The organism is Pseudoalteromonas sp. SG44-8, from assembly GCF_014164125.1.
GTDB lineage: Bacteria > Pseudomonadota > Gammaproteobacteria > Enterobacterales > Alteromonadaceae > Pseudoalteromonas > Pseudoalteromonas rhizosphaerae.
In genome coordinates this window covers 58309-83014 of record NZ_JACJEQ010000009.1, presented here as the reverse complement: position 1 = coordinate 83014, position 24706 = coordinate 58309, and the positions used below count along the sequence as shown (strand labels likewise).

17 protein-coding genes and 1 riboswitch are annotated in these 24706 nt (G+C 40.3%); of the genes, 10 read left to right on the top strand and 7 right to left on the bottom strand.

Features of this window, described 5'->3' with window-relative positions; all coding sequences use genetic code 11:
- Positions 1-27: 27 nt before the first annotated feature.
- Positions 28-2976: a DUF3857 domain-containing transglutaminase family protein gene (locus tag H5163_RS09655; protein ID WP_182735017.1), complete on the top strand. Its 2949-nt coding sequence runs from the start codon at positions 28-30 to the stop codon at positions 2974-2976.
- Between the two features lie 418 nt (positions 2977-3394).
- On the opposite strand, the gene ylqF is transcribed toward H5163_RS09655, so the two are convergent.
- Positions 3395-4339: a ribosome biogenesis GTPase YlqF gene (gene ylqF / locus H5163_RS09650; protein ID WP_182717516.1), complete on the bottom strand. Its 945-nt coding sequence runs from the start codon at positions 4337-4339 to the stop codon at positions 3395-3397.
- Positions 4340-4429: 90 nt separating this feature from the next.
- Here ylqF and H5163_RS09645 point away from each other — a divergent pair, with 90 nt between their 5' ends.
- Complete coding sequence (locus H5163_RS09645; protein WP_145240254.1) at positions 4430-4966, top strand: YaeQ family protein; 537 nt, start codon at positions 4430-4432, stop codon at positions 4964-4966.
- Positions 4967-4994: 28 nt separating this feature from the next.
- Positions 4995-5591, top strand: a complete 597-nt coding sequence (locus tag H5163_RS09640; RefSeq protein ID WP_182735016.1) for an alpha/beta hydrolase — start codon at positions 4995-4997, stop codon at positions 5589-5591.
- On the opposite strand, the gene H5163_RS09635 is transcribed toward H5163_RS09640, so the two are convergent.
- Positions 5588-5797, bottom strand: a complete 210-nt coding sequence (locus H5163_RS09635; RefSeq protein ID WP_182730701.1) for a hypothetical protein — start codon at positions 5795-5797, stop codon at positions 5588-5590. The two genes, H5163_RS09640 and H5163_RS09635, sit on opposite strands and share 4 nt — an antisense overlap.
- 349 nt (positions 5798-6146) lie before the next feature.
- Here H5163_RS09635 and H5163_RS09630 point away from each other — a divergent pair, with 349 nt between their 5' ends.
- A complete protein-coding gene (locus H5163_RS09630) occupies positions 6147-6620 on the top strand; it encodes a Dps family protein (RefSeq protein WP_182735015.1) in 474 nt (157 codons plus the stop codon).
- On the opposite strand, the gene H5163_RS09625 is transcribed toward H5163_RS09630, so the two are convergent.
- From H5163_RS09625 to H5163_RS09605, 5 genes are all read right to left on the bottom strand, one after another.
- On the bottom strand, positions 6621-7019 hold the full coding sequence (locus tag H5163_RS09625; RefSeq protein WP_182735014.1) for a hypothetical protein: 399 nt from the start codon (positions 7017-7019) through the stop codon (positions 6621-6623).
- A gap of 48 nt (positions 7020-7067) precedes the next feature.
- The gene (locus H5163_RS09620) at positions 7068-9143 is read right to left on the bottom strand and encodes a S9 family peptidase (RefSeq protein ID WP_182735013.1); all 2076 of its coding nucleotides are present in this window, start codon (positions 9141-9143) and stop codon (positions 7068-7070) included.
- Between the two features lie 102 nt (positions 9144-9245).
- Positions 9246-9812, bottom strand: a complete 567-nt coding sequence (locus H5163_RS09615; protein ID WP_145240240.1) for a chitin-binding protein — start codon at positions 9810-9812, stop codon at positions 9246-9248.
- A gap of 118 nt (positions 9813-9930) precedes the next feature.
- Positions 9931-10021: riboswitch (cyclic di-GMP riboswitch) on the bottom strand.
- Positions 10022-10330: 309 nt separating this feature from the next.
- A complete protein-coding gene (locus tag H5163_RS09610; RefSeq protein ID WP_145240238.1) occupies positions 10331-13462 on the bottom strand; it encodes an efflux RND transporter permease subunit in 3132 nt (1043 codons plus the stop codon).
- 15 nt (positions 13463-13477) lie between these two features.
- Positions 13478-14656, bottom strand: a complete 1179-nt coding sequence (locus H5163_RS09605; RefSeq protein ID WP_145240236.1) for an efflux RND transporter periplasmic adaptor subunit — start codon at positions 14654-14656, stop codon at positions 13478-13480.
- 288 nt (positions 14657-14944) lie between these two features.
- On the opposite strand from H5163_RS09605, the gene H5163_RS09600 reads away from it, so the two are divergent.
- The 6 genes from H5163_RS09600 (at position 14945) to H5163_RS09575 (ending at position 24706) form a co-directional block, all read left to right on the top strand.
- Positions 14945-17461 carry a zinc-dependent metalloprotease gene (locus H5163_RS09600; RefSeq protein ID WP_182735012.1) on the top strand — a complete coding sequence of 839 codons (2517 nt, stop codon included), beginning with the start codon at positions 14945-14947 and terminating at the stop codon, positions 17459-17461.
- Between the two features lie 198 nt (positions 17462-17659).
- Positions 17660-18916, top strand: coding sequence for an efflux RND transporter periplasmic adaptor subunit (locus H5163_RS09595; RefSeq protein ID WP_182730697.1), 1257 nt, complete (start codon positions 17660-17662; stop codon positions 18914-18916).
- An 11-nt stretch (positions 18917-18927) separates the two neighbouring features.
- Positions 18928-19620 carry an ABC transporter ATP-binding protein gene (locus H5163_RS09590; protein WP_182735011.1) on the top strand — a complete coding sequence of 231 codons (693 nt, stop codon included), beginning with the start codon at positions 18928-18930 and terminating at the stop codon, positions 19618-19620.
- Positions 19617-22112 (top strand): ABC transporter permease, encoded by a 2496-nt coding sequence (locus tag H5163_RS09585; protein WP_182735010.1) that lies wholly within the window; start codon positions 19617-19619, stop codon positions 22110-22112. The genes H5163_RS09590 and H5163_RS09585 overlap by 4 nt, the downstream gene beginning before the upstream one ends.
- Entirely contained in the window at positions 22078-23478 is a 1401-nt protein-coding gene (locus H5163_RS09580; RefSeq protein ID WP_259399800.1) for a sigma-54 dependent transcriptional regulator, read from the top strand. The genes H5163_RS09585 and H5163_RS09580 overlap by 35 nt, the downstream gene beginning before the upstream one ends.
- Positions 23465-24706: a PAS domain-containing sensor histidine kinase gene (locus H5163_RS09575; protein WP_182735009.1), complete on the top strand. Its 1242-nt coding sequence runs from the start codon at positions 23465-23467 to the stop codon at positions 24704-24706. The genes H5163_RS09580 and H5163_RS09575 overlap by 14 nt, the downstream gene beginning before the upstream one ends.

Sequence of the window (24706 nt, the reverse complement as noted above, 5' to 3'; positions counted from 1 at the left end):
TAAAACCAGCCAAAAAGAAGAACAATAATGAAATGGACTCAATTAACGAGCCTCACACTCAGTGTGTGTTTTTTAGTTATAAGTTTTTATAGCACCAGCCAAGAATACCAAATCCAAGCTGCAGATGATTGGGTGAAACAACAGCCACTGATTAAAACGGAAATCCCAGTCAACCAAATCGTCGATGGTACTTATTACCGATTACTTGATACCCAAATAAAAGTATCTGCTCAACATCCTCAGCAGCGCTTCACGCGTACTGTGATGCAGGCGGTGAACCAAACTGGCATCGATTACATTAGCCAACTTAATTTAGACTTTGATCCCAGTTATCAAACCCTCACACTCAATAGTCTTGGCCTTATCCGAGATGGGCAATACATAAATAAACTCGCTAGCGCACAATTTAAGGTCTTACAACGAGAAACCGAATTAGCCAATGGAATTTACAACGGCAGCCTAAGTTTAAATATTATTGTTGATGATATGCGCATTAACGACCAGCTCGATTACAGCTTTACGATTACTGGCCGCAACCCTATTTACCAACATTTTAGCGCGTCTCGCACATTAAACTGGTCGGTACCGGTGGCGCAACAATTTATGCGTGTGTTATGGCAAAAACCCACACCACTTTATATCAATACAATTAACGGCGAGGTTGACATAAAAGACACCCCGCTCGCTGTTGGTCATGACTATCAAATCAGCTTACACAATCAAGCAACAATCACATCTTCAAGCCAAACACCATATTGGTATAACCCGTATAAACAGGTTTTTTTCTCTGAATTAAAATCATGGCAGGAAGTTGCTAACTGGGCAGCCCCTTTATATCAATCCGCAATAGAAGTAACAGATCCTGTAACACTCATTGCCGATGAAATAGCCATGAGTAATCCACAAGCCTCCGATCGTATCGCCGCTGCATTAAAATTCAGTCAAGACGAGGTTCGTTATTTAGGCTTGGAGATGGGTACTAACTCCCACCAACCAACGTCGGCATCTGAAACTCTGGCACTTCGTTATGGTGATTGTAAAGACAAAACCGTACTGCTAATTTCATTACTTAAAGCAATGGGGATCAAAGCCTATCCTGCATTAGTGAACACTGACGAAGGTAAACGGTTAATTGAACTACCAGCCTCAGCACAAATATTTGATCATGTCATTGTCACGCTTGAGCATGCAGGTCAACGTTATTGGCTAGATCCAACAATAAACTATCAAACCGGAACTTTAGCGCATTTAGCACAACCAAATTATGGTTATGCCTTGATTGTTAAACCTTTTGAGCAACAGCTTACAAAAATGAGTCCCCCTGTAGATGGTATTACAATTAAAACACATGATAACTACACCATAGCTCTTAAACCTGAACAGCCAACAACATTTCAAACTAGTTACATATATAGCCAGTTTGATGCTGTAAATAGACGCAGTTCATTAGCCCGCAATGGACTCGATAAAATAGCGAAAGATTACCTAGAATATTACCAAGGCTATTTTCAAGGCATAGCCATTGATAAGCCGATGACGGTAACTGAGAATACAAATAACGGCGAGCTGTTAAGTGACGAGTTTTACCTTATTAATGATTTTTGGCAACCTGACGACGAAGGACTCAGAGCTGACTTTTATGCCTCAGAGATACAAAATAGCGTTTACGAACCCGATCAAATTAATCGCACAACGCCGCTGTATTTTAAGTACCCAAATAATATTGAAACAACTATTAAAATAAAATTTGAAGAACCAAATTGGCACTTTGATAATAAGCAAAGTGAAATTGATAATGCGTTCTTTAATTTCAAAAAGAATATCCACTTTACGGACAATATATTAACACTCGATTTTTCATTTAGCGCCAAACAAGATCATATTCCAGCTGATCAGATTAAACTGTACCTGAGCGAACGAGACAAGCTAATCGACAATGCGCAGTTTGGCATTGTTAAATATGTAACTGCAGATACCACTAGCAGTTTTGATTTAAACGATAATTGGATCATTGTAGTATTACTTGCTTACCTGCTCGCACTGATATTTTTTATTGTGGCATGGCGTATCGAGTCAGCAAAGCGCCCAACATTTAGTGATGCGCAGTTTTACCCAGTTACTAATGCAAAGTTTATTCTTTATAGTATTTTTACTTTAGGACTTTTTATTAACTACTGGAGTTATCGCAACTGGAAAGCAATTAAAATACAGCAAAATAGTCATATCATGCCGATTGCTCGCGGGATTTTCGCGATATTTTTTTATTACTCTTTATATTTAGAGCTAGTTGCACACAGCCAAACGCAGCACAATAAAAATAAAATCATGCCAAACGTCTTGGCAATTATTGCGTGGTTACTGGTTATTTTGGCAAGTCTCATGACCCGTATTGACGAAGCAACTACTATAGCTATTTGTATCCTGCCATTTTTATGGCTGCCATTAGTTAATTACATTCAACACCTAAACCAATCATCTGACGCACTTGCATACAATTCTAAATGGCGAGTAAGAAATATAGTTATCGCCATAATCTGGGTACCTATTTTATTTTTAAGCTTACTGGAAGAAGTCTATTTATTACCGAGTACTGCTATCGTAAAAGGCGATAAATTGTGGTCATTTCAAATGCAATTCTTAAAACGCCATCAATTAGTACCTATTGATGAAGATGTTTTATATTTTTACAGCGATGCGTGGGTAGATTTTCGTAACGACGGCAATGGTATAAGCGACAACTACATTTTTAGCTATTGGCAAAATGAACAAGGCCAACTTGAATCAAACTTAAAACACTTTAAGGATGTTACTAGCGTCGAAGTCACTTATGGCAGAACACAACTTGATAATACAGTGATTAAAGTTATCGACAAACAAGGCGAGCACTTTTTACTTATAGTTAATAGCGAAGGAAGCAAAGATAAAGAATTGGTAGAACAAATAAATAACCGCATTGCAAGTAATAAGACGCCATAAGCATTAGCAAGCAAAATAATCTAATATCAGCAAGAAGTCGGGCTGTGTAATATTAATGCCAACAAAGTGCTTTATTTGTTGTTTTTATCAGCAAATAAAATAAATGAGAATTATTTGCAAATGAGTGTTGACAGATCATAAGATCTAACTGATAATCAATATCAACAAGACGCAAAGCACAACGACTTGTACGGAATAAACTGATTTGTTTCTCGACCCTGAAACACGTGTGGCGCACGTAAACAGCTAAGGTTACCTGTTACTAACCGCAACGCCCCTTGATGTTGGTGACAGGTAACCGCCCTACTATTTTACTTGCTACATTGCTCATATCGGTGACGGTAGATATGAAACTAAAAAAGCCCTTACGGGCTTTTTTTATGTCTGTAATTTAGTGAGCTAACCAGTGGAAAAACAATTACCGGCGGTTTTTACGTGCTCGTGCTCGACGTTGTTTTTTCTCTTCTTCTTTAGCGGCTTTTTTAGCCTCAGCCGCAGCACGAAGCCCTGCAACCATCACTTCTTCTTCTTCACGCATAGCTGGAGTTTCCATAGTGATACGACCAATTATGCCATCGCGTAATTCATTAATTAGAATTTCTGACATTTTATAAGTATCAATTTGGTTACCACCACGAATACAACCACGCTTTTTACCCGCCATTTCAACAAATTCCCAATCATTTTCAGGTAATTCATCAATTTTATAACGCGCTTTTAAAAGTTCAGGATACGCCCGCAATAGATATTCAGCGGTGTAACTAGCGACTTCTTCATATTCAAGTGCGGTATCACGTATCGCACCTGTAGCACCTAAACGGTAGCCTGAGTTTTCATTTTCAACTTTTGGCCACAACATACCCGGTGTGTCGTAAAGCATGATGCCGTCTTCAAGCTTAATACGTTGCTGCGCTTTAGTAACCGCCGGTTCGTTGCCTGTTTTCGCAACAATACGACCCGCTAACACATTAATTAACGTAGATTTACCCACGTTAGGAATACCCATGATCATGGCTTTAATTTGTTTATCAGCACCAACTTTATGCGGCACTAATTTTTTACACAGTTCATTAATACGATGAACTTCAGCCGCTTTATCATTACCAAACGCAATCGCTTTTACGCCATTTTCTTGCTCAAAGTAATCCTTCCACGTTTGCGTCATTTTAGGATCGGCTAAATCAGCTTTATTCAAAATTTTGATGACCGGCTTACCTTCACGCAACGTCGCCACCATCGGGTTTTCACTACTGTAAGGAATGCGCGCATCAAGCACTTCAATGATCACATCCATTTGTGGCATTATTTCTTTAATTTCATTACGGGCTTTATTCATATGCCCAGGGAACCACTGGATAGCCATTTTTAACTCCTACAGATAATTTCGGGCTATTTTAACTGGCTCAGCCCTTAATTGCGCTATACTGGCGCAAATTTTTTTAAATAAACTGTTATGGCTCTTAAATCGACGATTATTAAAGCGCAGTTATCGCTAAGCGATATGGACCGCAACGTATACCAAGACTTTAATTTAACCTTGGCACAACACCCTTCAGAAACCGAGCAACGCTTGATGATCCGCTTGCTTGCCTATGCACTTAATGCCTGTGATGGTTTAGAATTTACTAAAGGTTTATCGGCTGATGATGAACCAGAGCTGTGGCATAAAAGCTATAGCGATGAGATCGAGCTGTGGGTTGAGCTTGGTTTACCTGATGAAAAGCGTGTTAAAAAAGCCTGTAATAAAGCTAAAAAAGTGGTGCTATACACTTATGGTGAAAACAACCAAGCAATTTGGTGGCAAAAGCATCAACCTAAATTGTATGAGTTTAAAAATTTAAGTATTTTTAGTTTAGATTTTGCTACAACTCAAGCGCTGGCAGCGCTGGTTGATCGCAATATATCGCTGACTATTACCATTCAAGATGGTGATGTATGGGTGAGCTCTGATTCAGTTAACATTGAAATAAAACCAGTACAATTAATGTAATTGTAGGTTCAATAGATTAAGAGGGTGTATGACTGTTAAACGCGTTGTGGTATTACACGGATTGTATATGTCTGGCTTTGTAATGCGCCCTTTATGCTCGCAGCTTGAAAAGTCTGGGTTGGATATTCTCAACCTCTCTTACAATACATTGTCTCCCGATCGCGCCGCTATTTTTAAACAGATTGATAATTTTATTAATGATAAAAATACGGCCCTTGTTTGTCATTCAATGGGCGGACTGGTGGCGCGCGCATACCTTGCTGCAAATTCTCAACAAAGCCAAAACGTAACAAAAGTTATTACTTTAGGCACACCGCATAAAGGCAGCCATATAGCCCGCAGAATGCAGCAAAAAGGCTTTGATGTATTTTTAAAAAACAGTGTGGAATTTTTACTGACCGAAAATGGTGATTGGCCATTTAATGCCAAGCTTTATAGTATTGCTGGCGATTTACCGATCGGCCTCATGCCGCTAATTGCCAAAGGTAGTCAATCAGATGGCACGGTATTAATTGATGAAACCAAACTCAAAGGCATGGCAGAACATAAAGTGTTTCATTTAAGTCACACCAGTATGATCTACTCACGCCAAGTGATGAATTATATTGTTGAGTTGCTGGTTTAATCTTCTGCACTAGCAGCCACTTTATAGGCAACAAATGCGATGATTGCTAAGATCAGTGGTGTTGGCGCTGCGATATAACCAAAGGTATCAAAGTTAGCAAAGCTTGCTCCTGCTAAATGGCCGACTAAGCCAACTACAAATGCCAACAACGCTATACCAATAACAACTAATTCCATTTTACTTTCTTTTTGTGTTTTAGCCTGCATGTTATCTCTCCATCAAATTTATCTGTGTTGATTATGCGCCGACTAAAAACGTTAATTTTGACCTAAATCAAATAACCACTCGCCATGTAATAGCTTGCTATAAAAGCTTGTTTTAGATCATCTTATTGTGCTTTTATTAAGCGATTTGCGGTTATTTTGATTTTTAGGGTGGTTTTTTAAAGATTGGAGCCCATCTCTATTGTACGAACAAGTTAATTACTACAGCAGGTTGGCTAATAGGTAAAATCTATTGAGGTTATCGATTTTAACCATTTTACAGATTACTAAAAATGGCTGATACTTGCTTCATTGTTTAGAAAACATCTTATCAGTTTATTAAGGAGAAGTTATGTCACAGGTAAACGCAATTGGTCTTAACAGCGCGAAAAGTGAAGATATCGTCAAGTCACTCAATACCCTGCTAAGTAGTTATCAAATTCAATATATGAATGCCCGCGGTTTTCATTGGAATATTAAAGGTCGCAACTTTTTTGAACTACACATCAAGTTTGAAGAAATTTATAACCTATTACTTTTAAAAGTAGATGAAGTCGCTGAGCGTATTTTAACGCTTGATGGCGCACCACTGCATGCATTTTCTAATTACTTAGAGATCAGCAAAATTAAAGAAGCAAAAAATATCAGTGATGGTGTCGCAGCAGTCGAAAACTTACTCGCTGGTTACAGCACGCTAATTAAAATGCAGCGCGATATTTTAGAGCAAGCAAGTGATGCACAAGATGAAGGTACGGCTTCATTAATGAGTGATTATATAACTGAGCAAGAGAAGCTAGTGTGGATGCTTAAAGCATATTTAAATTAATCATAACCAGGTTTTAATATATAGATGTTCCGGGTGCTTAGCTAAGTAACCTGGAATATCATCGTAAAATTGTATATCCATATCGCTACCCCGCCAGATATGTTCCAGCAAACTTTTGGCTACAGCACTTGCTTGAATATAAACAACACGTTTATAACCGCGCGCTTTAACACCATGAAAGTATTCAGTTGCAACCGCCAAGCTATCTGCGGTCGCTAATTCAAACTCAACTAAATTAATCACCGCATATTCAATAGATTGAGGCGGCAACTTTGCTAAATCAGCAAATACATCCTTGGTAAAAGCCTGTATACCTTCTCGATTAAAACAACCAATCACTTTGATATATATCGTTGGTGATTCAATTGAGTATTCCCAGCGCCCATGCACATTAAACATATAAGTACCTCCAAACATAGTGAAACTCAATTGAATAGAAAATCACACTTAATCAGCCAAACTGATAAAGAAAGCCATCTCTAATGCTTTTTCTTCCAAGCTTTTAAAACGCCCTGATGCTCCGCCGTGACCGGCATCCATATCGGTTTTAAACACCAAAATATTATCGTCAGTTTTATATTCACGCATTTTAGCCACCCACTTCATCGGCTCCCAATATTGCACTTGTGAATCATGCAAACCGGTAGTCACTAAAATATGTGGGTATGCCTGTGCGGTAATATTGTCATACGGTGAATACTGAGCAATCACATCATAATAGGCAGGGTCATTTGGATTACCCCATTCATCGTATTCATTGGTAGTTAGAGGTATTGACTCATCCAGCATGGTGGTTAGCACATCTAAAAATGGCACATGGCAGCCAATTCCTAAATAAAGCGCTGGCGCTTGGTTAACAACCGCTCCCATTAGTAAGCCACCGGCACTACCGCCTGAAGCAAACACTTTATCTTGCGCACCATAACCTTGCTCAACCAATGCTTTGGTTACATCAATAAAGTCGTTAAAGCTATTTTGCTTATGTTGTTTTTTGCCTTGCTCGTACCAATCACGACCCAACATCTCACTACCACGAACATGTGCTATGGCATACACAAAACCACGATCGAGTAAGCTTAATGAGGTACTCGAAAAGCTCGGATCGATGGTTATGCCATACGCCCCATAACCATATTGAAACAGTGGATTAGTGCCATTTTTAGCAAAACTATCTTTACGATAAACCAGCGACACGGGCACTTTAATACCATCACGCGCTGTTACCATTAATCTTTCAGAGGCATAGTTTTGCGGATCAAAACTGCCTAATACTTGCTGTTGTTTTAATAAAGTTTTATCACCATTATTTAAGTCTACTTCAAATAATGAACCTGGCGTGGTGAGGCTTGAGTAATAAATACGAGCTACGTGCGTATCATGCTCAGGATTCATTGCAATGGCAGCATAATAACAAGGATCATCAAATTCTAAGGTCATACGCTGCTGTTGCTTATTAATGACCACAAAGCGTGTTTGTCCTTGCTCGCGCTCAGTAAGCACCAAGAAATCGTCAAACAGCTCTACGCCTTCTAATAAAACGCTATCACGATGAGGGGTATGCTCAAGCCACTGTGTTTTATCTGCAATGGTACTTGTATTAGCCGTCATTAAACGAAAGTTTTTAGCTTGCCAATTGGTCACGATATAAAACGTATCGCCGAGTTTATCAACATCAAACTCATGCCCTTCTTCGCGTGGCAGTAACTGAGTAAACACTCCTTGCGGCTGATCAGCATCTAGCACCCAAGTATCGTTCGTTTCTGTAGTGGCTAAATCAATAATGATCAGCCCCTCATCACGGCTTTTACCAAGCCCCATAAAAAAGCTTCGATCTTGCTCTTCATATACCAATACATCGTGCGCTTGCTTAGTACCTAATACATGGCGATAAACTTGATAACCTAATAACGTTTTAAGGTCTTTCTTTACGTAAAAAACCGTTTTATTGTCGTTTGCCCAAACGATTTGCCCTTCGGTGTTTTCTAATACATCTTCAAGTAAATCATCGTTATCAATAACTTTAAACTTTACGGTATAGATACGACGGCCATCGGTATCTTCAGAGTAAGCCAACAATTGTTCATTAGGACTAATTGCCACCTCGCCTAATTCATAAAATTCAAAACCTTCTGCAAGTATATTTACATCTAACAGTAGCTGCTTATCTGCGGCATCCATCTGACGACTACGGTAATGGCGAGAATATTCATCATCGCCACGTACTTCAGAGTGATACCAATACTGGCCATCTTTAACGGGAAAAGTATTATCGTCTTTAACAATACGCCCTTTTAGTTCTTCGAACAGTTGCTTCTGAAAAGACTGAATAGGCGCTAGTTGCTGTTCACAATAGTCATTTTCAGCAGCTAAATGTGCCAGCATCGCTGGATCTGTACGTTCGTCATCACGCATCCAATAATAATCATCAATGCGTATTTTTTTGTGTGTTGTTAACGTGTGCGGCTGTTTACGCGCAACAGGAGCATTAGGAAGTGAAGACAACGATAAGTTTGATAGAGCCACAGAAAAACCAATAAAAAATTTCGATGGCTGGAGTTTAACATAATTTTCAAAAGTGCATAAAAAAGCCCACTCAATGAGTGGGCCGAAAAATGCTAAATAGCATTAAGGGGAAACTTGCTGCCAAGCAAGGTGCCAACTTTGTCCAACACCGGGCTCGTAAAGTGGATTATTTTCTTCTTTCACATTGCAAAACTGGCTGAAAGGCCAAGGTTTACATTTATAAATTAAGCCTGTTTTTGGCTGTAATACTTTTACACCCGCATTATATACACCACACTTTTCAGGATAGATATAATCATATGCGGGCTTAACAACCTGGTAATCATCACATTTAGCAATACATTGAAAAGTTAATTCCGCACGAGTAATCCCGCAACCTTCGAGTGCATAAATCTGGTTTGAACGATAAGCTACCACTAAACCTTGCTCAGTCATTCTTCCTGCTTCGACTAAGGGTATATGAGTATTAATATATTCCGCGACAAAGCGTGGCCAATTATGTGGCTCACCTTGTTCTTCGGTGATAATTTCATATTGAAATGATAAATCGACTAGCTCTCCTTGCGTGTCATAAAAAGTCACCGTCACCATATCACCTACAAACAATTGGGTATGATGATTTAGACAACCTATTGGCATCCAATTTCCACAGGCCAATGACGTATGCATAAACAAAGCAACACCTTAAGAATATCTAATAGGTACTATCCAGCATTTATTGGATAAAAGAAATACTTTTAACTACATTGTAGGGCTGATGACACACAGTGAGGTTGGTATTACCCTGTGCGACGGCCCCGCTATCTTAGTTTTAATGCTAAAACCTTAGACCGGAAACTTTGCGTCCTAACCTTTCGGTTAGTTTGCCAAAACAGCGTGAGTATAGTGTGACATAGCTCGAAGATCAAACTAAAGAATGTAATCAAAAGTTAAAGCTGGCAATTAAGTTTAATTAACCTGCACTCTGGTTAAGAGATTTTCTGTAAAAACAAGGTTAATTTACGTCTCAATAGCTGGCCTCTTGTAATTAAACTCAAAGCTGCCAGCATTATGAACAGCTGCTAAAACATGATTTATTACATATAATTCAGAAGCTTATACTTATTTGTGTCGACATAAAATAAAAAAGCCAACCTTAAGCTGGTTGGCTTTTTATTATGGTGTAAGCAAAACCTTAACACTCAAAGTTAGCTTACTTTAACCTTTTGGCTAGTAAATGGACGTTTAAACAACCCCCCAATATCCGTTAAAATAATATACAGACATGGCACTAAAATAAGTGTAATTAAGGTTGCAAACATCACAGCAAAACCAAGTGCAACTGCCATAGGTATTACAAATTTAGCCTGTAAGCTGGTTTCAAACATAATCGGCAATACGCCTGCAAATGTAGTAATAGATGTCAGCAATATAGGTCTAAAACGAGCACAACCGGCCTCTATAACCGCATCTTTAATATCTATTCCTGCACGGCGTGCTTGATTAATAAAATCAGTCATTACCAAGGAGTCATTAATAACCACCCCTGCTGCGGCAATTAATCCAAAACCCGACATTAGACTAATGTCTAAGCCAAACCAAAAGTGACCCCAAATTGCTCCTGTCAGACTAAATGGAATAACCGACATTACAATTAAAGGTTGTGAATAACTTTTAAGCGGTACGGCCAATAATATATAAACTAAAATCATCCCGCCTGCAAAAAACAGTTGCTGCTCATTTGCTTGCGCTTGCTGCTCTTCTATTGCACCGCCTAATTCAGACTTAACACTTGGGTATTCTTCTTGAAGCTGTGGTAGTAAGTTTTCTTTAACTTGTTTGACTACCTCACTCGGTTCAATTGCTTCCTCGTCAATGTTGCCATAAACGTAAACAGTACGATAACCACCTTCACGGCGAATATAACTAATGCCCGGTGTTTCTGTTAGCTCAACCACATCACCTAATAAAACTTCTCGGCCTTGTGGCGTTGTAACAACCGCATGCTTAAGTGATGAAAATGCCTCACGAGTGAGCTTAGGATAACGCACCATCACCCGAACCTCTTCACCACGGCGAATAACGCGCTGCGCTTCACCACCATAAAAGCTTGCACCTACTTGGTTCGCAATTGCCGCCAGATCTAAGCCTAAGTCATAGGCAACTGGTTTTAAGCTCATTTGCACTTCTTTACTGGCAGGATCGATAGTTGAGCTAATATCAAACAAACCTTCTTGCTGTTGTAATAGCTGTATAAAACGACGACCCGCATCATTAAGCGTATCGATATCAGAGCCATATAGTAAATAGCCAAACTCGCCACCACTACCGCCGCCTCCGCCGCCAACATCATCTTGAATAGTTAATGATTTGACACCAGCGATAACCGGCATCGCTTCACGCCAACGTCGAGATAGCTCAAATGCATTATATGGACGCAGTTCTTCGTCAACTAATGGTGCGAGTAATTGCGCTTCAGTACGACCTTGATTGAACACTAGCACATCACGCACCATCTTCTGGCCTTCTTCACGCTCTGTTTGTCTATCAACCTCTAGCACCATAGCTTCAATTTCACGTATCGCATTAATGGTTTGAATGTCGGATACATTGTCGTTCATTTCTACATTAATTTGCGGGAAGTCATGAGGTACCTTAGGTGAAGGGATCATACGCACTTGATTAGATGAAATTAAACCAAAGGTTAAAATTAACAGCGCAATAAAACCAAACATCACCGTCCAGCGCCATTTTATGCAGTTCACTATAAATTGTTTATAAGGGCCATTAACAAAGCCAAAAAAACGGTTATTAAAACGTGCTCGCCAACCATCAGGATTAATAGGTGAGAAATGCGTATGCGCAATATGTGCTGGTAAAATTAATTTAGATTCAATGAGGCTGAAAACTAAACATAAAATAACCACCACTGAAATACCATAAAAGAAGGCACTTTCAGGACCACTCGAAAGCGTAAACGGAGCAAACACGGCAATAGTTGTTAGTACACCAAAGGTTGCAGGGGTTGCCACTCGCTTAGCGCCATTGACCACATTAACAACACCGCCGCCTTTTTTCTCTATTTCGGTGTAGGCACTTTCGCCTATGACTATGGCGTCATCCACCACAATCCCCAGCACCATAATAAAGGCAAACAGGGACACAATATTAATAGTGACACCAAACAGCGGCATCAACATCATCGCCCCTAAAAAACACACAGGTAAGCCAATCATTACCCATAGCGCTAATTTAAAGCGTAAAAATAACGAAAGCATGATTGCTACCAAAATAGCGCCTTGAAATAAGTTAGCTTTCATCATATCTAAGCGCGCATTTAGGTAGTAGGTAAAGTCCATTAATGGCTCTAAACGCACACCGAGCGGTAACTCTTTATTTTTTTGATCAATATACGCTTTTACCGAGTCAGCCACCGGAATAATATTTTGATCTTCGGTTGCTTTTACCGATAAGTAAACCGCATTTTCACCGTTAAACTTAAAGTAACGCTCCCCTTCAGTGAACTGGTCTTTAATAACAGCAATATCTTGTAGTAATACTTTTGCGCCATTAGCGCCAATTTTAACCGGAATTTGTCTAAACTCTTCACCCGAGTAAAACTGATTCTCTACACGAACCGAAATAACTCCTGCATCTGTTTTTAATTGCCCAGCTGAAAAGTTAGCCGAATAACGACGTACAGCATTTACCACGTCCGACAAAGTTAAATTATATTGGCGTAATGTATCTGGTTCAATTTCTATTGCGATCTCATCCAGAGGAACGTCATTAACCACCAATGACACATTAGATAGCTGTAACAGCTCATTCTCAATTTGATTGGCTATAGGTTTTAATTCAATTAAGGGTAAGTCGGCCACCAGCGTCATACCTATTACGTCTTGGCGAAACTCCACTTGACTTATGGTGACCGGTTCCATTCCAGCAGGGAAAGTGGCAATACCATCAACGCGTAGTTTTACCTTATCAAGCACGTCGGTAAGTTCGGCATCAGTGTTTATTTCAAGGCTGGCCGTGCCGCCATTTCGAAATGCGCGATACACCCCTTTTTTTATCTCTGTTATATCTTTTAATGATTCTTCAATTTTTATTAGAATACTTTCTTCAATTTCTTGTGGCGAGGCCCCAGGATAGTTCGCCGACACATTAATATAGTTAATTTCTATATTAGGGAACATTTGTCGCTGAATCGTAAAGTAACTTATCAACCCCATTACAATGATAAAAAACATCATTAAATTAGCAGCAACAGAGTTATTAGCAAAGTAAGCAATTACCCCTGTTTGTTTAGCCTTGTTGGGTAGTTCGGTGTTATTCATAACTCAATCTACCTTTTATAGTTGTTCAGTAGATGCACTTTTCGGTGCCTCTATTTCTTTAGCATCTTGAAGGCCTGCAATTTTTACTGCCATGCCTTTTTGTGGATACTCCGGTAAGGTAACAACTAATTGATCATCAGCCTCTAAACCATCACTAATATAAAAGAACTCTCCTTCTTCGCGGATCACTTTCACTTTACGTGGTTCAAGTTGCTGTTCATCATTAACTATCCATACCATTTGGTTATTCACCAGTTCTTGCGGTAAACGATAGATATTATTAAGCATGGTGCCGGCAAAATTAACTTGTACATAAGTGCCAAACTTAATCGCTGGTTGTTTATTCACTAAACCATACGGATCGTCAATTCGAACAACCAAACTACTCATACGCGTAGCATTATCAACAATACCTAAATCACGATCTATTACCGCTTGGCGAGTAAAACCATTTAAGCCCGTTTTAATCACTGTTGCAGTGACGCCTTTGACGCGCTCAGGTAAAAAAACACTATCAAACCCAGCTATAGGTATGATGACTTCAGCGGTTTCAATATTATTTAATTCAGCAACTTGTGCGCCCATAGAAACAAATTGACCCACACCAACATTACGATTAATAACTAATGCATCGTATGGAGCGGTTACTTCACAGTTGTCTAAATCACGCTGTGCACGTTTTAATCCTGCTTGCGCTGACTTAACTGACGCTTGTGCACTTAGCACTTGTGGCTTACGTAAAAATAAATCGGTGCGTGCTTTGCTAGGGAATCGCTTAGCTTCGTCTTCTGCTACTTTGGCTTGCGCTTGCTCTTCAATTAACATCGCCTGCGCGCGAGCTAGTTCAGCTTCAGCTTGCAGTACAGCCGCTTCGTAATTATCTTTTTCAATAGTAAATAGAACTTCTCCACGTCCAACAATACCACCGGCGACAAAATTAGGATGCCAACTAACAACTTCACCTGACACTTGTGCTGAAAGCTGTGTGTTTTCCAACGGTTTTACTTCACCATAACTGTTAATCATTACTTGGTGATCGTTGGCAGCCACAGCCTCAACTTTTACAACCGGCCGAGTGTCGACTATTTCTTTTTTTTCTGGTTCTTGGGCAATCGCATTAATTCCCACAAAGCCAACAATCCCTATGCCAAGCGCGACAAAAGGAAGTCCCCATTTTAATATCGTTGTTCGCATAATCAGTCCCCTTAATATTTTACTAAAGCCATAATAACAGAGCTGAATGAAACATTAACGTGACATTTGTAAGCAACTGTTACAAAAAAATTGATATCTTTAAAAAGCTTTAAAAAACCATTGTTAATCTATTATTTAATATTTTTTGTTATATTTTGATATAAAAAATAAACCATATAAATCAAAATGATAAAAACAAGCTTAGGAATTTCATCCTAGATTTGTTTCTTCCCGAGTCAGTTTGGGTACACTGAATAAGATTTTAACAAGTAAAATAAAGAGTATAAAATGAAGTTAACAACCATTACGCTAGCATTAAGTTTAGCTTTAGCGACCAACGGCCACGCTTTGGCCGCAGATAAAAAAGACGAAAAAAAAGACAAAACCATTGCCGAGCTGATCAAAGATAAAACCGAGTTTGCGGGGATATTTAGCCTCTATCAAGATGAAAAAACCGGTGATCACTTAATGGTAATTGATGAATCACAGCTTGATACCCCATTTGTGTACTTTGCCCATACTGTCGATGGCGTTACTGATGCTGGTCACTTCCGTGGGGCTTATCGTGAAACAAAGCTTATTGAATTTAGAAAGTATTTTGATCGCATAGACATTATCAGTAAAACACCTCGTTACCAGTTTGATGAAAGTAGTGCTATTGCAAAAGCTGCTAATGCAAACATCAGTGAAGCGGTACTAGCTAGTATTAAGATTGAAAAACAAGAGCAAGGCAAAATTGCTTTTAATGTAAACAAACTATTTTTAAGTGAAGCACTACATAAAGTTTCTCCTTGGCCAAACCCAGATGATAAAAATGCCAAAAAACGCTTTAATCTTGGTAAATTGAGCGACAAAAAGTCACGTATTATCAAACAGCGCCCTTACCCTAATAACCTCGATATTGTTGTTGACTACGTATTTGAAAATGCTAACCCAAGCGTGCGCGGCTCAAGTGCAGTAAGTGATCCTCGCAACGTATCCTTAAAGGTACAGCATTCATTCGTAGCACTGCCAAAGAATGATTACCAATCTCGTATTGACGATGCTCGCATTGGTTATTTCACAAATCAGTTTGATCAAATGACCTCCCCAGACTGGGCACCATATAATGATGTGATCAAGCGTTGGGACTTACAAAAGAAAGATCCAAGCGCTGCGTTATCCGAACCTGTAAAACCAATTACTTGGTGGATTGAAAACACCACCCCAATTGAGTGGCGCGACACCATTGCAAAAGCAACCCTGGCATGGAATAGCTCATTTGAAAAGGCTGGTTTTAAAAATGCTATAGAAGTAAAAATCCAGCCGGATGATGCAAAGTGGGACGCAGGCGACATCAACTACAACGTGCTACGTTGGACTTCATCACCAAAGCCACCATTTGGCGGCTACGGTCCAGCCCTAGCAAACCCATTAACCGGTGAAATTTTAGGCTCAGACATCATGCTTGAGTTTGTATTTATGAAAAATCGCTGGATTTACGATACGCTATTTACACAAGGCACTATTAGCCACAGCAATGGTGCTGCTAATACCGGTGAACTAAACTGCTCGCTAGGACATGAAATACAACAAAATATGATGCTAGCAAACAGCCTTTCAACCGGTGCAAGCATTGAAGACAAAGAAATTTTACGTCAAGGTTTAACCCAACTAGTGCTACATGAAGTTGGCCACACACTAGGTTTAAACCACAATATGAAATCATCCATTTTGTGGAATGAAAAAGACGTTCACGACAAAAATAAAACACAAGGGATCGTAACAGGTTCAGTGATGGATTATGCCCCTGCTAATATTGCTCCTATTGGTATGGCTCAGGGTGATATTTTCCAAACCAAGCCTGGTCCTTATGATGATTGGGCAATTGAGTTTGGTTACAGCCAAGCATTAGCGGATGAAGCAGCTGAACAGCAACGCCTTGAAAAGATTTTAGCCCGTTCAATCGAACACAAACTTGCGTTTGGTAACGATGCCGATGATATGCGCGCACCCGGTAGGCATATTGATCCTCGCGTGATGATTGGCGATATGTCATCAAACCCAGCAGCGTATGGTGCTGATCGCATGGCGCTAATCAACAAACTGTTTACTGAGCTCAAAGATAAAGCGCGTGTTGCTGGTGAGTCACACCAACAATTACTGATCTCAGCAAACAGCTTATTTGGTCAATATCGCACCCAAGCGAATATAATTTCTCGCCAAATTGGCGGAGTCTACGTAGAGCGCGCTGTTGTGGGTGGTAATGATGCTGTTGCACCATTTACCCCTGTGCCACTAGAGCGCCAACAACAAGCCATGCAAATTTTAGCGAAAAATGTATTTGCCCCAGATGTACTTACCAGCATGCAGCCTCTATATAACTACATGCAACAACAACGTCGCGGCTTTAATCATTACGGCAAAAATGAAGATCCAAAACCACATAAAATGATTTTGGGGATGCAAAAATCAGTATTAGCCCAATTACTCCACCCCGCTGTTATGCAACGCATCTCAGACACGGCACTATACGGTAATGAATATAGCTTAAGTCAGTTTATGAACGATTTAACGGCGAGTATTTTTATTGACAGTAAAGCAGCTAATTCAATCAGTCATAACTTGCAAATTGAATATGTCAATCAGCTAATTGCTATCGCGGGACTAGGTAAACCAAGCAAGCACGATAACTTAGCAAAAACTGCAGCGCTTTATCAATTAACTCAAATTGCAGACAGCAGCACGCCATGGGGTGCAGATACAGCGACAAAAGCACATAAAAAGTATATCGATCGCCTAATCAATAAAGCGCTCGAAGCATAACTAACCACGCAATAATAAGGCCGCACCTTCAAGTGTGGCCTTTTTTATTTTTAAAACCGAACACCTGCGTGTTCGATATCGAACAGCTATCACTTTATAATCACCATATAAAAATTTAACCAACTGAAAATAAACAGTATTTATTTCTGGCATCAAACTTTCATTAACTACACTATCAACCACGTAGATTTGTAGATTATGAATATTAATATTGAGAAAACCACAAAACTAAACAAAGTTAAAATAGCCCTCATTGTTGCCGCACTCATACTGCTTGCAAGCATCAGCTATTTTGCTGTGCAACCTGCTGTGCCGCAGCTAAATGCGAGTACGCTCAATGTGGTGACCGTCCAACAAGGTGATATTGATATTATGACGCCGGTGTATGGTCAATATGCATCACGCTATGAGCGCCTAATTAGTGCCCCTGCAGTTGGTCAAGTTAGTGAAATTTATCTACGTGCTGGCGCAGATGTTGAAGCTGACACTGTGATTGCCAAACTCACCAACCCAGATCTAGAACAGCAATTTTTTGAAGCTCAAGCCAAGCTAGAACGTATGCACTCTGAATTTGCTGCATTTAAATTTCAAAAACAAAATGAGCAACTGACCTTTCAAGCTGAGCTTGCTGATATTGATAGCCAAATACAAAGCGCTAAATTAGATGTTGATGTCAATCAGCGCTTATCAGAGCAAGGTATCGCCGCCAAAATTGATTTAGAACGAGCTACGTTGAAATACCAACAACTTAAAAAGCGTCTTGAGTTTGCAATCTACCGTTTTGAAAAACAAAAAGAAATGCACAAGTTAGAACTGCAGCAGCAACAAATTTTATTAACACAGCAACAAAAACAAGTAGATTTAGTCAGTAATAAAGTGACGGCATTAACAATCATCGCAGGGATTGCAGGTACATTACAGCGCTTAGATATTGAACTTGGTCAGCGAGTAAGCCAAGGACAAGCTATGGCGCGAGTGGGCTCAAAAAGCCAACTAATGGCTAAATTAAATATTCCGCAACGCATTGCTGAGCGCATAACACTTGGTGCTCGAGTCGAACTAAAACATCCATCAGGCATGTTAAAAGGCACAGTTAAGCAACTAACATCCGTAGTCGAAAACGGCTTTATTATTGCCGAAGTACACCTGAGTGAACCATTACCGACCAATCTGCGTCCTGCGCAGCCTGTCAATGCTTTAGTATTTGTTGAGCGTAAAGAAAATGCCCTCTATGTGAGCCAGCAACCAGGATTAAAACCTCTCGGTGCGCAACTGCTCTATAAACACTCAGCGAATCAAGCGCAATTACAGCAACAAGAGATCACCTTTGGCGAGCTAACGGGCAAAGATTTACTCATCACCGCAGGTGCAAACGCTGGTGAAAAAATTATCACAAATGATTTAAGCCAATGGCATACTTACAGCCACTTGGCGCTAGATACTGCAAAACTTTAAGGAAAAACACCATGACAGCACTCGTTACCATTAACAACATCAATAAAGTGTATAGCAAAGGCCAAGTTAAAACTCATGCGCTACAGGATGTTTCTTTAACAATAAACAAAGGCGAGTTTATCGCTATATCTGGCTCATCTGGCTGCGGAAAATCAACCTTACTGAGTATTTTAGGATTGCTGGATACGCCAACCGATGGCGACTATCAACTGGCGAATATTGACACTCACAACCTCAATGTTGATCAACGCTCAAGTGTTAGGAATAAGCATATTGGCTATGTATTTCAGTCATTTAACTTGATTGATAGCCTAACCGTATTTGAAAACGTGGCTTTGCCGCTGGAGCACCGAGGTACGCCAAGTAAAGATATTAAGGCCGCCGTAGAGCAACAACTAGCGGCAGTTAACATGAGCGCCCGTTTACATCATAAACCAAGCCAACTCTCTGGCGGACAGCAACAGCGCGTTGCGATTGCTCGCGCGCTAGTTGGCAACCCCGACTTACTACTTGTGGATGAACCAACTGGTAATCTAGATAGCCAAAATGGCGATGCTGTAATGCGACTCTTGCTAGAGCTGAACAAACAAGGTGCCACTGTCGTCATGGTGACCCATGACGAACGGTATAGCCAAATGGCGCAGCGTCAAATTCGCTTATTTGACGGCAAAGTACTTGTTGAACATAAGGAAGCGGTAGCATGAGTTTTTACCTTCGCGCTCTGCGCCATGGCGTTTTGAGGCTATTTACTTTGCCGCGCCTATCTTTGCCCATTTTAATTACACTCAGCTTTACGCTGGCAGCCGTGTTGGTTGTGGTCGCAATGAGTAGCAACCTAATTTTTAAACCGCTACCCGATATTAAAGACGAACAAAGTCTCTATACAATTAACCGGACTATGGCTGTCTCAGACGATATGCGAGTATCAATATTTACCACTAAACGCCTTGCACTGTTAGCTGAACAATATAAACAGTATGGCAAATTTGCAGGCTTTCAAGCAGATGAAAGTGCTATAAAAGTGGATGAGGTTGCTTATCCTGTATCGCGCTTTGATGCCAGTGATAACTTTATGACGGTAGTCGGCGGCGAGTTATTAGTTGGCGAACGACCAAGTCAAGAAAATAGCCAAAATGCAGTGTGGATTTCTCAAAGTTTATGGCGCAGTGCATTTCAAAATAATGCTAATGTAATCGGTCAAACCTTACAACTTGAAGGCCAATCACTGCAAGTTCGTGGCGTTGTTACTGATTTTTCATCTTTTTTATCGGAAACTGACGAAAAGTACGCCCAGCAAATATGGCTTTACTACAATTTAGCAGAGCAAGTTTCAAAGCCAACACAAATGACGATTGATGGCAGCCTGCAACCTCTGTTTAGAAAAACTCAGCAAGCAATTACAACAAGCGACATCGAAGATTTCTGGCTGCAATATTACCAACAAGAAAGTGAACAACTTGGCCCGATGAAGCAAATGTTTGAAAGCATGAATCCAGAAAGTACTGCGGTTCTCTATCGAGATAGTTTAATGGCTGAGCAACAAACTATGATCTGGTTTTTACTCGCCGCTGTCACCATTCTACTCATAATGGCAAGCCTAAACCTACTCAATTTATTTATTGCTCACTATCAGCAGCGTGAACAAGAATTTGCAACTCACCTATGCATGGGTGCCACCCGCAACAAGCTACTGGTGATGAGTTTCTTAGAAAATCTCAGCACCTTTTTACTTGCCGCAGTGTTAGGTTTATTAGGTGCTGCGTGGTTGATCCGCATATTACCCATAATCAGTGGCGGTAATATAGAGATGCTCGAACTGGTAAAAATTGACGCCGTAACTATATTGGTTGCACTAGTGGCCGTTTTAACTATCAACTTGTTTTTTGCGTTTCTATCAACCCAGCAATTTGATCAAACGCAGCTGATTAGCAATTTAAATAACGGCAATAAAGGCATTAATGCAGGGAAAATAACCATGCTTAGTCGCATACTGTTTATTGCACAATTAAGCTCTGCCGCCGTGATATTAACAGGTACCGCTATGCTAGCAAATGCGGCTTATAACAGCTTAAATGTCGATTTAGGTTTCACCCCTGGTAATACACTTGTTGCTCAGGTAAACCTACACAATAACGAAAAAGCTCTTTTAACGAATGCCGAGTTGGAAGCACAAAAAGTAGCGCTAGATAATGACCAAGATAGCGAGCAAAAAGCGAAGCAACGCTTTTTGGGCACCCTCGATATAAAGCGCCAATTAAGTCTGGCTGTTCAAAAGATTCAACCAAATATAACCATATTACAAAGCCAAGGTGAACCGTTTAATTTTAATACCACAATTAGCATGAATCAGGATGATGAAACCCAAAAAAGGTTCACCTTTATGAATATAAACATAGCGGCTGATTATGTGGATAGCTTTGGTTTAACATTACTAGCTGGGCAAAATATTAGCCAAGCACAATACCAAGATTTAGATGATGTGGCACTTATTAACGAGACCTTTGCCAAACAAATCTCGACTGACGGTTCGCTTGAATCTGTGGTAGGAAAAAATATTGCTAGCCGACGTATCATTGGAGTGGTTGCCGATACCTATACTATCATGGCTAAAAACCAAGGCTACCCAGCGATGCTTTATACTGACAAGAGCAACACCTCAACAATAAACTTGGTGATGCAACTGCCAGAAGGGCAAGAGTTTGATAAGAATGCCATTATTCAAGCAATTAAAAGTGCTCATCCACAAGTCAACGAAGTTAAAGCTCGTACACTGACTGAACGCTGGGATGAGCAAACAATGCCAGCTCGCGTACAGTTTTACTTTATCAGTGCATTATCGGTATTAACGCTATTGTTAGCCGCGGTGGGCAGTAATGGTATGGCAATGAGCTTTACAGAACTAAAACGCTTTGAGCTTGCCATCCGTATGGCAACAGGAGCAAGTCGTAGTAATCTGATGAAACGCACCATTAAAAGCTTTAATGGTTTACTGCTGAGCGCACTTGTCATTGCGATTACACTTGCATGTGGTATTTACTTACTATTGCAATTGCAAATACCTTTGTTGCCGGCATTTTCCTGGCAGGCACTTACAATATTTACTAGTTTATTGATTGCTATCGTCTTTATTGCCATTGTTTTGGTAGTATGGCGTATTATAAATGCTGACCCTATGCGTGCGCTTAGAGAGCAATAAATTTAAGGAGTTGGCAGCAAACGCTGCCAATACGACCATTATGAACCAACCCACTATTTTGGTTGTGGATGACGATGACGATATCCGCTTTGCACTCACATTACTGTTAGAGCAAGCCGGTTATCGCGTGGTTGAAGCTGATGGACCGGTGCAATGCATGCAATTGCTTAGCCGATTAACGCCTGCACTGGTGTTATTGGATATGAACTTTACTCGTGATACCACCTCAGGAAAAGAAGGGCTCGCGTTACTTGCACAAATTAACCCATTAAATATTCCCGTCATTTTAATGACCGCTTGGGCTAACATTGAGCTGGCAGTCACTGGCTTACAAAATGGCGCAAAAGATTTCATTGAAAAACCATGGCGTAAAGAAAAATTGCTAAGCCAAATTGCTAATCATATTAAGTCCGTAACGGTAAAGCCTGTGGACACTAGTTGGATTGCTCAATCCAGCGCGATGCAGTCTCTCGAGACACTCATCAAGCAACTGGCGCCGACCGATGCGAATTTATTAATTTTAGGTGAAAACGGTACCGGGAAATCGCAATTAGCAAAGCGAATTCATCTGCTCAGTGGCCGCTGCGAAGCGCCGCTGATAAGTCTCAATATGGGGGCATTAGCAGAGTCGTTATTTGAAAGTGAACTATTCGGTCATCATAAAGGGGCTTTTACCGATGCCAAGCAAGACCGCTTAGGCGCATTTAGCCGTGCTAAAAATGGCACCTTGTTTATGGATGAAATCGGCACTTTACCGTTTCATTTACAGCCTAAATTATTACAGGTTTTAGAAACTGGTGAGTTCACTCCGCTTGGCGCAAACGCCAGCGAAAATATAAACGTGCGACTAATCGCAGCTACCAATCAAGACTTAGCCAGCGCAATTACAAACGGCCAATTTCGCCAAGATTTATATTATCGCTTAAATACCTTTGTCATTCGTCTGCCTGCGCTACGCGAACGTAAAGACGATATCTCTGCGCTGTGCGAACATTTTATCAATCAGTTTGCGGCTAAGTACAACAAGCCCATATTGCCATTATCCGCCAGTGCTCGCGAGTTGCTAAAAAACCACCCTTGGCCTGGCAATATTCGAGAATTAAGTCATGTAATCGAACGTGCGGTGCTGATCTGTAACGGTGAAGCAATTGAAATAAATCATATCATGCTCGACTATCAAACAACACAAAGTCAATCTATCCCTGCGCTGACTTTAGAGGAGCTAGAAAAACAACGCATAGTCGAAGTACTACAACAACATAATCAGCAGATCACAGCGGCAGCTAAAAGCTTAGGTATTTCTCGTAATGCGCTTTATCGGCGTATGGAAAAATATCAATTAGAGGGTTTGGATGAATCATTTTAAAATGAGCCATAAAGCCAAGATGATTGCCATTTTAAGCGCCATATTTGCCGCAATTCTTATTCCTACTGCTGCTTTAGTGTACCAACTAAGCCAAGACACTCTACTCACCGTCACTTTAGGGGTTTGCTTAAGTTATGCATTGATTGTTTGCGCCTATCGGTTATTCCATAGTCATTTTTCACCCGTGGCACAATTACAAGCTTATATTGATGCAAAACAGCAAGGGCAAAGTAACCTTAGCTTAGGCTACAGTGATCCAAGCTCCCCATGGGCAATACTCGGCGCACAAATAGAAACATTATTTACAACACAACAACCGCAGTCTGAGCACTTAATTGATGGGTTATTTCAGCATTGGCCACACCCTATTGCAGTATTTAACGAGCAAAGCCAACTGATATTTTTTAACCACCCAATGTATGCTCAGCTGAAAACGCCATTACTACGAGGAATGACTTTTACAGAATGTGGTTTTAGCCTTGATAATAACCAATGCAGCCATGCAAAATTAAACCAGGATTGGCAAATACAACGCATTGCTCTGAGCGATGCTAAACAAACACTTATTACCGCCAGCTATATAGGCCATCAGTTACAAGATGCAAAGCGCCAATCTCAAGCTGATCTAATTCGTATTTTATCGCATGAATTAAACAACTCACTGACGCCCATGGCCTCAATGACAGATACACTAATGGCGGCAGATGAATTAGACGAAATACAAACGAGACAAGTGCTAACACGGATTAAATCGCGCAGTGAGTCACTGCTGCTTTTTATTAAAGCCTATTCAGAGTTAAGTCGTTTACCGAGCGCAAAACCGCAAACCTTTGATTTACAAGCGCTCGCAATACTCAACGCCAAAGAACAAAGCGTTCAACTTAACTTCGCAGGTTCCCCATCCTTTTTTGCCGATAAACTACTGATAGAACAATTATTAATTAATGTATTTAAAAACAGCTATGAAGCCTGCGCAGAGCAAGCTTGCATTACATTGCGCTGTTTTGCACAAAGCGACATGCAAATATTACAGCTGACTGATAACGGTCCTGGTTTTGCCAATATTGATAATGCCATGCAACCTTTATACACCACCAAAAAACAAGGCAACGGCTTAGGCCTTGCCTTGTGTAATGATATCGTGCAAAAGCACAACGGCCAATTGCAGTTAGCTAACACAGCACATGGCGCGCAAATCACCATTAAACTACCGCAAAATAGCTGTTAA